Genomic DNA, 12702 nt, shown 5'->3' with positions numbered 1-12702 from the left:
GTGCTCTCGACCCGCATGTTGATGTCCTTGCCCGCGGGCGGCCCGCTTTCGGTGGCCAGAACCTGCACCTGCAAGCCGGATATATTGGCGACCCGCGCCCGGATGTCGGCAAAGATCTGCTCGGCTTTCACCCGGTTGTTGTAGTCGATCAGCTGGAGCTGGAAGTTGCCGACCGTATCCGGCGGCATCGTTCCCATCGCGCCGGTCGAACCGAACTGCATGATGATGTCCTGGATGCCCTGGACGTGAACCAGTTCATCCTCGACCTCAATCAGCATGTCGCGGATTTCCTCGGGCGAGTAATTCCCGCGCGCCACCACCGCCACTGTCGCATATTCTGGTTCAGATGCCGGGAAGGCCTCGGCCCCGGTCGGGTTTGCAGCGTAGTAAAAGAAGATGCCGAACACGATACCGAAGCCCACAAGCAGCGTGGGGATCGGCCAGTGCAGCAGCACCGACATGGTCCGGACATAGATCCCGGTCAGTCCACGCACCTTCTTGGGGTGGAATTTTTCGGGATACATGACGATGTCGGCCTGTTCCTTGCGCTTCTGATCCACATGGGTGGAGGCGATGATCGCGCCGATCACCGGCATGAACACCAGCGCCGAAATGAACGATGCGCCCATCACCACGATCACGATGATCGGCAAATTGCTCATGAACTTGCCGATGATGCCCGGCCAGAACAGCAGCGGTATGAACGCCGCCAGCGTCGTCGCCGTCGCGCCGAGCACCGGCACGAACATCTTGTGCATCGCTTCAATGAAGGCCTCCGATTTCGGAACGCCCTCCTGCAGCTTTCGCTCGGCATATTCGACCACCACCACCGGGTCGTCGACCAGAACGCCCACGGCGATCACCAGCCCGAACATGACCATCATGTTGATCGTCATGCCGGTCATTTCCATGTAGAGGAACGCGATCATGAACGAGAGCGGGATCGACATCCCGATCATGAAGGCTGCGCGCACGCCCAGCACGGCCACGCAGGTGATCAGCACCAGCGCCACGGCGGTCAGCACGGCCGCTTCGAGCGAGCGGAACAGGTGGATGGTGGTTTCGGCCTGGTCGAGAAAGAAGCTGTAGCCAGCGCCCTGCGGCCAGTTTTCGGCAATCTGCGCGGTTATCTCCCGCACCTGTTCGGAAACTTCGATGATATTGGTTCCGGCTTTCTTGGAGACGCCCAGGATCAGCGCCGGCGAGCCGTTCACATTGGTATAATCGGTGGCGTCCGCCAGTGTGCGGGTGACGCTGGCGACGTCACCAAAGGTCACTACCGTGTTGCCATCGGTCTTGATCGGCAACTCGAATACGTCCTGTGCGCTGGCGATCAGCCCCGGCACCTCGACGTTGAACGAGCCCTGGCCGGTGTTGATCACGCCCCCCGGCACAACCAAATTGTTGCGCGCCAGCGCGTCGAACAGTTGCGAAGCGGTGAGATTGTAGGCTTCGAGCCGCAACAGATCGATGGACACTTCCACCAGTTCGTCCCGCGCGCCCGATAGCGTCACTTCCCGAACGGAATCAATCCCTTCGAGACTTGTTTGCAGGTCCTCGGCGATGCGTACCAGTTCGCGTTCGGGCAACTCACCATAGATCGCCACCGACAGGATCGGGAAGCCGAGCATGTCGATTTCGTTCACGCTGGGATCGTCGGCGGCGGCAGGCAGCTTGGCCTTGATGGCATCGACCCGCGCACGGGTATCGGCCAGCGCCTTGTCCACATCCACATTGGTGTCGAATTCAAGGATCACCGAGGCGTGCCCGGTGGTCGAGGTCGATGTCATATTGACGAGGCCATCGAGGCCGTTCAGCTCTTCCTCGGCGGGCTTTGCCAAGAGGTTTTCGGCATCACGCGGCGACACACCCGTCTGGCTGATCGAGACGTAGAGATAGGGCACGTCGATCGCCGGAAAGCTTTCCTTTGGCAGCACCGAATAAGAAAAGCCGCCGGCAAGCAGCAGCAGCGCCATGATGGTGATCACGGCGCGCGGCATGCGCAATATGCGTTCGATGAAATTTGTCATGCGGGCGCACTTTCTTCGGGAGCGTCAGTGGCCGGGGCCGGGCTCGCGTTCACGGCCTGGCCGTCGACCACGAATTCCTGGCCGATAGTGATGATTTCAACGGAAGCGGGCAATCCGGTGACCCACACTCCCTCGCGGGTGTCCGACATTATGGTCACGGGATAAAAGGCCACCTTGCTGTCTTCGACCGTACGCACCCCGAGCAGGCCCGCGTCATTGAGCGTGAGCACCGATTGCGGCAGCAGATGGCCGGGCAGGGTGCCCATATTGACGGTGGCTTCCGCCGTCACCCCGTCCCGGATCGCGAAATCGGAATTGTCGAATTCGATTTCGATGGGGAACGAACGGGTGGCCTCTTCGGCGCTCGCCGCCACGTAGGTCACTTCGCCCGTGGCGTTCTGGTTGGTCACCGTGTGCAGCGATGCCGCCAGCCCCGTGCGGGCGAGGGCGATATTGGCTTCCGTCACCGATCCGGCAAACACGATGGGGTCGAGCTGGACGATGGTGGCGCAGACGCCGCCCTGGGCCAGCATAGCGCCGCGTGTGGCGATGGGGGCCTGCACCAGCCCGCCCACTTCGGCGATGATCCGGGTGCGGTCCAGTTCGGCCTGGGCGTTGTCCAGTCCCGCCTGTGCCGCGCTCACAGCGGCTTCGGCGGCGGCCACGGCCACGTCCACCGCATTGGCGGTGTTGGCCGGCGCCAGCCCGCGTTCGCGCAGCGAGGCGTTGGTGTCCGCATCGAGCTGCGCCTGGGCCAATCCGGCTTCGGCTTGGGCCAGCGCGGCATTGGCCTGCGCCACGGCGGCGGCGCGGGTTCCGGTATCGAGCGTGCACAGCAGATCGCCAGCTTCGACGCGGTCGCCCTTGTTCACATGCAGGGTCTGCACCACGCCCGGGGTCTGGGCCACAGCCGCAATATTGGCCGAGGCGGTCGTCCGCCCGCGCAGCTTCACCTCGATGGGCATCTGTTGCACACGAAACGTCTCGGTGCGCACCGAAATGGCCGTATTTACATCGCCGTTCTCCAGCGCGACGCGTTGCGCCACGGTCATGCGGGCGAGTTCGACCTCCTCCTCGTCATGGGGAACCAGCAAGCCGGCATTGGCCAGGGTTCGGGTCAGCGGCCCGTTTTCCTTGCCATCAATCAATTCGGAAATCGACCGCTCGCCATTGCCAGGACCTTGTCCGCCCTGCACCAGGGTGCCCGTTGCGAACCAGATCGTGGCAGCGGCCAGAATAAAGATAGACAGACCAAAAGATTTCAGAAGTCGCATCAACAGCGCCCTTTATTCTGCTGCTTGCTGCACACCGGGCGTATCATGCGTACGAGCGGAGGCAATTAAGGCGTTCATGTGGGTATGCAGTTGCTCACGCGCAACCACCAGGCAGGAAAGTCCGTAGTCAAGAATCCACGTATCATTGGGATGACTTTCCATATCCCCGGGTTCGATTGCCGCGCGCATCCGTTTGATTTCGCCAATCGACTCATCCAACGCGGCCAACTGGCCTTCGATCCGGCTACGGACCAGATCGGCATCGAGCAGGTGGGCAAACCGCGCAAAAAGCAGGAACGGGCTGCGAAACACATCATTGCCGATCGGTTCGTGCAGCGCATCGACAAACGCTGCCCGTCCCGCCTCGGTGATGGCGTAGATTTTCTTGGAAGGCCGGCCCGCCTGATGTTCGACCTGCGAGGTCACCAGCCCGTCGGTTTCGAGGCGGGACAGGGCAGGGTAGATCGAACCGAAGCTGGCTTCCACGAAATAGGAGCTTTCGCCTTCGGTGCACAATTTGCGAATTTCGTAACCGCTCGCATCCCGCCAATACAGGATCGAGAGGCACAGTGTACGAACGTTCATGGTCTTGGCCATATGCTGAACGGGAATATGCCGGGCATATATAGGACTGCCCGGCCTCTGCCAAGCAATATGGCAGGGTGTTGCGGGAAACTGGGCCGTTTTAACGCCCGAATGCTTACAGCGCCATGACGAAACTGCGTTAAGCGATCGTTATGTCGAGTCCGAGATCGAGCGGGTCCGCCGCCGCGGTGATCCGGCTGGTCGAGATATAGTCGACCCCCGTGCGCGCGATCGCCGCCACCCGGTCCAGCGTCACGTTCCCGGACGCTTCGAGGCTGGCGCGCCCGGCGGCGATCGCCACGGCCTGGGCCAGCGTGTCGTCATCCATATTGTCGAGCAGGATCGCGTTGGCCTGTGCCGCCAGCGCTTCTTCCAGTTGCAGCAGCGTATCGACTTCCACTTCGATGGCCACCAGATGTCCGGCAAACGCCCGCGCCGCCGCGATGGCCGCGCCGACACCCCCCGCCACGGCAATATGGTTGTCCTTGATGAGGATGGCGTCATCCAGCCCGAACCGGTGATTGCGTCCGCCGCCGCACCGCACCGCGTATTTTTCCAGCGCGCGCAGCCCGGGCGTGGTTTTGCGCGTGCAACAGATATGGGCCCGGCTGTCCTCGGTCTGGTCCACATAGCGGCGGGTGAGGGTGGCGATCCCGCTCAGATGGGTGAGGAAGTTGAGCGCCGTGCGTTCGGCAGCCAGCAAGGCCCGCGCATTGCCGCGCACCTCCATCACGCCCGCGCCAGCGTCCACCACGCTGCCATCACCGGCCAGGACCTCGACCTCCAGCCCCGGCCCGATCATCGCGAACGCCGCCAGCGCGCACTCGATGCCGCAAATCACGCCGCCCGTGCGGGCGTTGATCCGCGCCACTGCCGTTGCATCCGGCGCGATGGTTGCCTGTGAGGTGATGTCACCCGCCTGTCCGAGGTCCTCCTCGAACGCCGCGCGCACGGCCTTTTCCACCAGATGGCGCGGAAGGGAAGGGGGGTAGGATACGGTCATGAGACAAATACGTCCGGATTGATGAGGTTATGCCGGCCCACATTGCGGATATCGCGTTCGCCGCACAGGGCCATGGTGATGTCGAGTTCGGTGCGGATGATGTCGAGCGCCCGCGTGACGCCCGCCTGTCCGCCTGCGCCCAGCCCATAGAGCCAGGGGCGGCCTATATAAACCCCCTTGGCGCCCATGCACAGCGCCCGCAGCACATCCTGTCCCGAACGAATGCCGCCGTCCATATGAACTTCGATCCGCTCGCCCACCGCCTCGACAATGGCTGGCAGCGCCGAAATCGATGACGGCGCGCCATCCAGCTGCCGCCCGCCATGGTTGGAAACGATGATCGCATCGGCCCCCGTTTCCGCCGCCATGCGCGCATCCTCGGCATCGAGAATGCCCTTGAGGATCAGCTTGCCGCCCCAGCGCTCCCGAATCCACCCGATATCAGCCCAGTTGAGCTTGGGGTCGAACTGCTCCGCCGTCCATGAGGACAGCGACGACAGATCGCCCACGCTTTCCGCATGGCCGACAATGTTGCGAAACGTGCGGCGGCGTGTGCCCAGCATAGACAGGCACCAGCGTGGCCGTGCCGCCAGTTGCATCAGGCTGTTGAGGGTCATCCGGGGCGGGGCCGCCAGCCCGTTGCGCGCATCCTTGTGCCGCTGCCCGAGGATTTGCAGGTCCAGCGTCAAAACCAGCGCCGAACATCCCGCCGCTTTGGCGCGGTCGATCAGGCTGTACATGAATTTCCGGTCCCGCATCACATAAAGCTGGAACCAGAACGGCGCGCCCCCGGTGGCCTCCGCCACGTCTTCGATTGAGCAGATGCTCATTGTCGAGAGCGTAAACGGAATACCCGCGTCACGGGCCGCCCGCGCGCCCAGCATTTCGCCGTCGGCATGCTGCATGCCGCCAAAACCGGTTGGCGCGATGGCCACGGGCATGGTGACCTCTTGTCCGATCATCGTCGAGACCAGCGAGCGGTTGGTCATGTCCACCGCCACCCGCTGCCTGAATTTCAGCGCCTGGAAATCGGCTTCATTGGCGAAATAGGTGCTTTGGGTCCACGATCCCGAATCTGCATAGTCGAAAAACATGCGCGGCACGCGCCGTTTCGCCTGCGTCTTGAGGTCATCTATCGTCTGTGCCTGAAATCCCATCGCTGCCTCCCCGCCGCCCTAACTCTCCATAGCGGTCGGAGGCAGCGGGGAAAAGCGCATTGATGCCTTGGAAGCCCCGTCGCCCGTCAGTTGCCCTCGATCGAAAGCCCCTGTTCGTTCAGTTCGATCTGCACCCCGCTGGGCTGGGATTCCTGCTGATAGGCATAGATGGCAAAGCCGATCACGATCACCACGAGGGCCCCAAGCAAAACGTACAAGGTATTCCGGCTCATCAAACGTCTCCAAAAAAATCATTAACCAGTGTTAATGGATCACAACGGCACCCCAGAACGCCGGGCAGCCGGTTTGGTTCCAGTGTGGCCCGGTTAATCCTTTATTAGCCCTCATCGCCGAATGCGTGGTTACACTGAAGGTGTTCACCCTTGCTTCAGGGCTGGTGAGCATGATCACGACAAGATCGTGAGGGGACACGCGATGCTGCCTGGTCAAGGAATCGGCAATACCCATGCCGTCGACGCCGCACTGGAGGCAATGCCCTATGGGCTGTGCATCTGGAGCGAGACGCTCACGCTTGAGCTGTTCAATTCCCGCTACGCCTGGACCTTCGGTTTGGGGGCCGGTTCGCTTTCGGCAGGGATGACCCTTTACCAGTGCTGCGCCGCAGTCATCGAGGCCGGCAACTATTTCGGCTCCAGCGTCGATGAGCTCTACGAAACGATGCTCGCCCGGTTTGAACGCCAGAAGCGGCGCGAAGCTCCCTCGCAATACGAACAGGTGCTGCGCGACCGCAATATCCGGACCACCTATGACAACCGCCCCGGCGTCGGTTGGCTGGTCACCCATGAGGACATCACCGACACCTGCGATCATCTCACGGCGCTGTCCAAGCGCGAGGCGGACCTGGCCCGGCAGGCCATGCGTTTTGAAACCGCCGTCGACAACATGGCCCATGGGCTGTGCATGATCGGCGCCGACCACAAGCTGGTGATCTGCAACGCGACCTATGCCGCGCTCTATGAACTGCCGGACGCGCTCCAGCGTCCTGGCACGCTGTTGAGCGACATTCTTGATTACCGCTTTGAAAATGGAATGCGCCCCACCGATGGCCCCATGGCTTTCCTCGAACGCCGGGTGCGCACCATCACCGAGGGTGTGCGCGACGTCGATATCTGCGAATTTGAAAACGGCCAGATCATTTCCGTCATTCATCAGCCCATGGCCGATGGTGGCTGGGTCGAGACCCATCAGGACATCACCGAGCAGCGCCGCTCGGAGGCCCGCATCCACCATCTGGCCCGCCACGATTCGCTGACCGACCTGCCCAACCGGACCCTGTTCGCCGAAGAGATGGCCATGGCCGAATCCCGCATCCGGCGCGGGGAGATGATGGCTGTGCTGTGCTTCGATCTCGATCATTTCAAGATCATCAACGACACGCTCGGCCATGGCGTCGGCGATGCGGTTCTCAAGCAAGTTGCCGAACGCATCAACCACACCAAGCGCGAGCATGAATGCGCGGCCCGGCTGGGCGGCGACGAGTTCGCCATGCTCGCGGGCCCGCTGCGCAGCCCCAATGATGCTGCGGCCCTCGCCGATCGGCTGATCGCGGCCATCAGCAAGCCCCTGGAGATTGACGGCCACCGCGTGATCATCGGCACCTCCATCGGCATCGCTGTCGCGCCCAGCGACGGCGTGGATGGCGAAACGCTGATGAAGAACGCCGACCTTGCCCTCTACCGCGCCAAGGGCGATGGCCGGGGCACGTACTGTTTCTTTGAAAAGGGCATGGACGCTGCCATGCAGCACCGGCGCACCATCGAAAGCGGTCTCAAGCTCGGCCTTGTCCGCGATGAATTCAAGCTTGTGTTCCAGCCGCTCATGGAGCTGGAAAACAATCGCATTTCCTGCATGGAAGCGCTGCTGCGCTGGGAGCATTCCGAACTGGGCGTCATCTCCCCGGTCGAATTCATCCCCGTGGCCGAAGAGATCGGCTTCATCGTCCAGTTGGGCGAATGGGTATTGCGCGAGGCCTGCCGCGCCGCAGCGAAATGGCCGTCCGACATCCGTGTCGCCGTCAACCTCTCGCCGGTGCAGTTCAAGAACCGCCGCCTGCTCGAAAGCGTTCAGCGCGCCTTGAGTGAAGCCGGCCTGCCAGCCTCACGGCTTGAACTGGAAATCACCGAATCCGTGGTGCTCACCGATTCTGACCACACCCTTGAAACCCTCCACGCCCTGCGCGCCATGGGCGTTCGCATTTCGATGGACGATTTCGGCACCGGCTATTCCTCCTTGTCCTATCTGCGGGCCTTCCCGTTCGACAAGATCAAGATCGACCGCTCTTTTATAGAGGATGTCGGCTCCAAGGATGCCAATTTCGAGATCATCAAGGCGGTGATCGCCCTTGGCCGCAGTCTCGGCATGTCGACCACTGCCGAGGGCGTGGAAACCGAAGCCCAGCTCGACGCCGTGCGCGCCCATGGCTGCAACGAAATTCAGGGGTTCCTGTTCTCCCGCCCGCTCCCTGAAAAAGACGCCCTCGAACTCGTCACCCGCCTGAGCCCGGCAACCGACAGCCCCGCTCAAAACGCTGGATAGTCCGGTCCGGCCGATTTTCGCCCGGAATGACAGGCCGAGGGTCGTCGGCCATCGTGCGTTCAAGGGCCCAGCCCACCGTGACAGCCAGTCCCCCCACGGTCATCCCGACCTTGAGCCGGGATCCAGTATGCTCATCGTTTCGGAAAACGCACCAGCTCTGCCGCTTCCCGTTCCCAAGCCTCATGGACAACCGCCCTAAACCGTCCCGAACCGCTCCATCGCAAAGGGCCTAATATCGATCGACGGCTTTTCCCCCGTCATCGCCTGCGCCAAAAGATGCCCGGTTGCCGGCCCCAGCGTGAACCCGTGATGGGCATGGCCCACCCCGACCCACAGCCCCCGGTGGCGCGGCGCTGGGCCGATGATCGGCATCATGTCCGGGGTGCAGGGCCGTGCGCCCTTCCACGGCTGCGGATCGAGCCTTTCGCCGAGCGGAAACAGCGCCCGCGCCACGCGTTCCGCCTTGCCCAGCTGGATCGGCGTCGGTGCCGCATCGCGCATGGCAAATTCCGCCCCGGTGGTCAGGCGAATGCCCATGTCCATCGGCGCGAGGCAATAGCCCACTTCCGCATCGATCATCCAGTTGTTCAGCGTCGCGCCGTCTTCCGGCTTGTAGTGCATGTGGTAGCCGCGCTTGACGAACAGCGGCAGCCGGTACCCCAGCGGGTCGAGCACATCCGGCGCCCAGGGCCCAAGGGTGATAACCGCCTGCCGGGCCCGATAGCGCTTCCCCTCGATCGAGGCCGACCAGCCATCGCCGTCCTGTTCTAGCCCCTTGGCCTCGCCCGCCAGGAATTCGCCGCCCATCGAGGTAAACAGGTCGAAATATTTCCCCACCAGCGCGCCCGGATTGCGGATGGTCCAGGGATCGGTCCAGTGGATCGCCCCGGCCAGCGTTTCGCGTAAATCCGGCTCGATCTGCGCGAATTCGCTGCCATCCACCACCCGGTGATGGATATCGTAGAGTTCCAGATCGGTTTTCGCCTTGGCCGCTTCGTCGCGCAATGCGCGCTCACTGCGAAAGATCAGGAACCAGCCCTTCTTGACCACGAGGTCCTCGGCTCCCGAGGCCGCGATCAGGTCGGCGTGTTCCTCGATGGAGCGGGCGATCAGCGGCGCGTAGCTTTTCACCACATGCGCGTAATGGCCGGGCGAGGATTCCCACCAATAGCGCATCAGCGCCGGGGCAAACCGGGGCAGGGCCAGCGGGTCGTAGCGCGCCGCCGTCGACATCTGCAGTCCCACCTGCATCAGCGTCGCCAGATCGCGCGGAAACGCGTGCGGTCGCACCCCCTCGCGCTGAATGATCCCCGCATTGCCGAAAGAGGTTTCCAGCCCCGGCCGGTTCTTGTCGACCAGCACGACGCTTTGCCCGCGCCTCAGCAGATGGATGGCAGTTGAAATGCCGACGATCCCGGCGCCGATGACCATGACGTCGTGAGCCATGTCGGTTTCCTTCTTGTGCGTGTGTCCCCTGGGCCCGGTTTGCACCGCGCCCCTACCTCGTATTGCCGCCAGTGGCTCTGGCTTTATCTTCGTCCCACCACCAGATATCGGGAAAGCCGATGGCAAATTCCGGCAGTATTTCGGGATGGCTGAACCGGTCCCAGCGCGCCACCCTGGCATAGGTGATGGTATAGCTCGGCATCACATTGTGCATGGCTAGCAAAACCCGATCCAGCGCATGGGTGGCGGCCACCAGAGTGTCGCGGTCCGGTGCCCTCACGATCTTGTCGATCAGCGCGTCAACCCCTGGATCAGCGATCCCCGCATAGTTGCGCGATCCCTGTTCGTTGACCGAGGACGACCCCCAGAAATAGCGCTGCTCATTGCCCGGCGATAGCGATTGCGCCCACCGCGTATAGATCACCTCATAATCGAACGCGCGCACCAGATTGGTATATTGCGGCGTATCGACCACCCGCATGGTCACATTGGCGCCAATGGCATTGAGATTTTGTGCCCAATGCAGCGCCACCGGCTCGATGGTGTTGTCATAGGTGAGGATTTCGAACCCGAACTGCTCGCCCTTGTCATTGACTAGCCGCGTTCCGTCCAGCGTCCAGCCCGCCTCACCAAACAGCCGCAACGCCTCGCGCAGGTTTTCGCGCAAAGCGTCTTCGCTGCCCCCGGCGGGGTTGGTATAGCGCGGCCCGAACACCGAAGCGGGCACCAGATCGCGCACCTCTTCGAGAATGGCCAACTCCTGCCCCTGCGGCGGCCCATCGGGCGCGGCCAGGTCCGTTCCGAAAAAGTACGAGTCGATCCGTTGATACTGGTCGTAAAACAGGGTGCGGTTGAGTTCCTCGAAGTCAAACGCATACCCCAGAGCTTCGCGCACTCTGGGGTCCTGAAACTTCTCCAGTCGCTGATTGGGAACAAAGCCCCACATCACGCCAGAACTGTTAAACCCGTTTTCAAACGTTTCGCGCACCACCCGCCCGTCCTGGGCCGCCGGGAAGTCGTATCCGGTCGCCCAGCGCCGGGCCACGTTCTCGGTCCACCAGTCGAATTCGTCCGCCTTGAAGGCCTCGAACATCACCGTCACGTCGCGGAAATATTCGACCCTGTATTCGTCGAAATTTGCCGTCCCCACATTCACCGGCTCATCCGCGCCCCAATAGTCCGGATCGCGCGTAAACGTCACCGTGCGCCCGGCGTCGAACCCCGAGAGTTCATAGGGCCCCGATCCCAGCGGTCGCTCAAGGGTCGATGCGCCGATATCGCGCTGTCGTCCCTGCGCGTCGGTGCCTTCCCACCAGTGTTGCGGCAGCACCAGCAACTGTCCCATGATATAGGGCAATTCCCGGTTTCCGGTTTCCGAGAAGCTGAAGGTGATTTCCCCATCGCTGGTGATTTCTGCGGTTTCCACCGGGGCGTAATACTCCGAGTAGATCGGAGATATTTCCATTACCTGCTCAAAGCTCCACAGCACATCCTCAGCCGTGACCGGCTCTCCATCGGCCCAGCGGGCCCGCGGATTCATCCGGAATGTCACGGAGGAAAAATCGTCAGGATAGCGCAGCGCTTCGGCCAGCAGCCCGTAACTCACCGAGCTTTCATCGGAGCTTGGGGTCAACAGGGTCTCGTAGACCAGCCCAAGCCCGGAGGCGGGCTCACCCTGCGGGAGAATGGGATTGAATGTATCGAACCCGCCCAGCGCCGGCATGCGCACCACGCCTCCCTTTGGCGCGTCCGGATTGACGTAGTCGAAATGCTCGAAGTCCGCCGCATATCGGGGTTCAGCATCGATGCCGATGGCATGGGTCCACGCGTCCTCCTGCGAAAACACCGGCGGCGCCAGCCCGATCAGCACGGCTGTGGCAATGGCAAGAACTGGCAGTTTCATCGCTGCTTTCCCCTCTCCAGGCGGAGCCTGTTCACATCATATTAGAAGGCTTCATCGGAAAGTGGGTGCCACATTCGCGATGCCGCCCATAAATCTTGCAGTGATTGTGCGCCTTTACCCAAAAGCGCACAATATTCTCTCATTCCACGCTGTCTTCGAGTGCCGCCGCCAGCAACTCCTTGGTGTAGGGGTGTTGCGGTGCCGAAAACAGCGCTTCGGTCGCCCCGCGCTCGACGATCTTGCCATTGTGCATCACGACGACGCGGTTGGCGATGGCCCGCACCACCTTGAGGTTGTGCGAAATGAACACATAGGTCAGCCCGTGCCGCGCTTGCAGGTCGCGCAGGAGTTTCACGATCTGCGCCTGCACGCTCATGTCCAGCGCCGACGTCGGCTCGTCCAGAATGACGAATTTCGGCTCCAGTACCAGCGCTCGGGCGATCGCAATACGCTGGCGCTGCCCGCCGGAAAATTCGTGCGGGTATTTCTCCCCATCCGCCGCCGCCAGCCCGACCTGCTCCAGCAGCGCCTCGACCTGCGCGCGCATCGCCGCGCCGCGCGCCAGGCCGAAGGCGCGGATCGGTTCGGCGACGATGTCGCGCACCCGCCAGCGCGGATCGAGCGAGGCGTACGGGTCCTGGAAGATCATGTTCATCCGCCGCCGCAGCGCCGGTTGCGCGCGGGCCGCCAACAGGGCCTGGCCCGCGAACCGGATCTCCCCGGCGCTGGGCCGGTACAGCCCGACGGC

The 12702-nt window shown here is 62.6% G+C and carries 10 protein-coding genes; 1 reads left to right on the top strand and 9 read right to left on the bottom strand.

What is annotated here, in order from left to right:
• From VNS12_RS05905 to VNS12_RS05880, 6 genes are all read right to left on the bottom strand, one after another.
• On the bottom strand, positions 1–2030 hold a 2030-nt coding region (locus VNS12_RS05905), incomplete at its 3' end, for an efflux RND transporter permease subunit (protein ID WP_325486917.1).
• Positions 2027–3304 (bottom strand): efflux RND transporter periplasmic adaptor subunit, encoded by a 1278-nt coding sequence (locus VNS12_RS05900; RefSeq protein ID WP_325486916.1) that lies wholly within the window; start codon positions 3302–3304, stop codon positions 2027–2029. The genes VNS12_RS05900 and VNS12_RS05905, both read right to left, overlap by 4 nt.
• Before the next feature lie 12 nt (positions 3305–3316).
• A complete protein-coding gene (locus tag VNS12_RS05895; protein WP_325486915.1) occupies positions 3317–3889 on the bottom strand; it encodes a PadR family transcriptional regulator in 573 nt (190 codons plus the stop codon).
• Positions 3890–4028: 139 nt separating this feature from the next.
• Entirely contained in the window at positions 4029–4892 is an 864-nt protein-coding gene (gene nadC / locus VNS12_RS05890; protein WP_325486914.1) for a carboxylating nicotinate-nucleotide diphosphorylase, read from the bottom strand.
• Entirely contained in the window at positions 4889–6049 is a 1161-nt protein-coding gene (locus VNS12_RS05885; RefSeq protein ID WP_325486913.1) for an alpha-hydroxy acid oxidase, read from the bottom strand. Before VNS12_RS05885 ends, nadC begins: the two co-directional genes overlap by 4 nt.
• Positions 6050–6135: 86 nt before the next feature.
• Complete coding sequence (locus tag VNS12_RS05880; RefSeq protein WP_325486912.1) at positions 6136–6282, bottom strand: hypothetical protein; 147 nt, start codon at positions 6280–6282, stop codon at positions 6136–6138.
• 202 nt (positions 6283–6484) lie between these two features.
• Between VNS12_RS05880 and VNS12_RS05875 the strand changes: the two genes are divergently transcribed.
• Positions 6485–8605, top strand: a complete 2121-nt coding sequence (locus VNS12_RS05875; RefSeq protein WP_325486911.1) for an EAL domain-containing protein — start codon at positions 6485–6487, stop codon at positions 8603–8605.
• 195 nt (positions 8606–8800) lie between these two features.
• On the opposite strand, the gene VNS12_RS05870 is transcribed toward VNS12_RS05875, so the two are convergent.
• From VNS12_RS05870 to VNS12_RS05860, 3 genes are all read right to left on the bottom strand, one after another.
• Positions 8801–10051, bottom strand: coding sequence for an NAD(P)/FAD-dependent oxidoreductase (locus tag VNS12_RS05870; protein WP_325486910.1), 1251 nt, complete (start codon positions 10049–10051; stop codon positions 8801–8803).
• Positions 10052–10103: 52 nt separating this feature from the next.
• Positions 10104–11954, bottom strand: a complete 1851-nt coding sequence (locus VNS12_RS05865) for an extracellular solute-binding protein (RefSeq protein ID WP_325486909.1) — start codon at positions 11952–11954, stop codon at positions 10104–10106.
• Between the two features lie 139 nt (positions 11955–12093).
• Positions 12094–12702: ATP-binding cassette domain-containing protein (locus VNS12_RS05860; protein ID WP_325486908.1), on the bottom strand; the 609-nt coding region annotated here is incomplete at its 5' end.

The sequence above is a fragment of the Pelagibacterium sp. genome (genome assembly GCF_035555455.1).
Lineage (GTDB): Bacteria > Pseudomonadota > Alphaproteobacteria > Rhizobiales > Devosiaceae > Pelagibacterium.
Note: the sequence above shows the minus strand (reverse complement) of the source record. Positions and strands in the feature narration are given on the sequence as shown.

Coding starts and splice junctions, on each gene's coding strand:
- nadC (WP_325486914.1), bottom strand. CDS start 4,892: ATGACCGTATCCTACCCCCCTTCCCTTCCGCGCCATCTGGTGGAAAAG.
- VNS12_RS05885 (WP_325486913.1), bottom strand. CDS start 6,049: ATGGGATTTCAGGCACAGACGATAGATGACCTCAAGACGCAGGCGAAA.
- VNS12_RS05865 (WP_325486909.1), bottom strand. CDS start 11,954: ATGAAACTGCCAGTTCTTGCCATTGCCACAGCCGTGCTGATCGGGCTG.
- VNS12_RS05875 (WP_325486911.1), top strand. CDS start 6,485: ATGCTGCCTGGTCAAGGAATCGGCAATACCCATGCCGTCGACGCCGCA.
- VNS12_RS05900 (WP_325486916.1), bottom strand. CDS start 3,304: ATGCGACTTCTGAAATCTTTTGGTCTGTCTATCTTTATTCTGGCCGCT.
- VNS12_RS05880 (WP_325486912.1), bottom strand. CDS start 6,282: ATGAGCCGGAATACCTTGTACGTTTTGCTTGGGGCCCTCGTGGTGATC.
- VNS12_RS05895 (WP_325486915.1), bottom strand. CDS start 3,889: ATGAACGTTCGTACACTGTGCCTCTCGATCCTGTATTGGCGGGATGCG.
- VNS12_RS05870 (WP_325486910.1), bottom strand. CDS start 10,051: ATGGCTCACGACGTCATGGTCATCGGCGCCGGGATCGTCGGCATTTCA.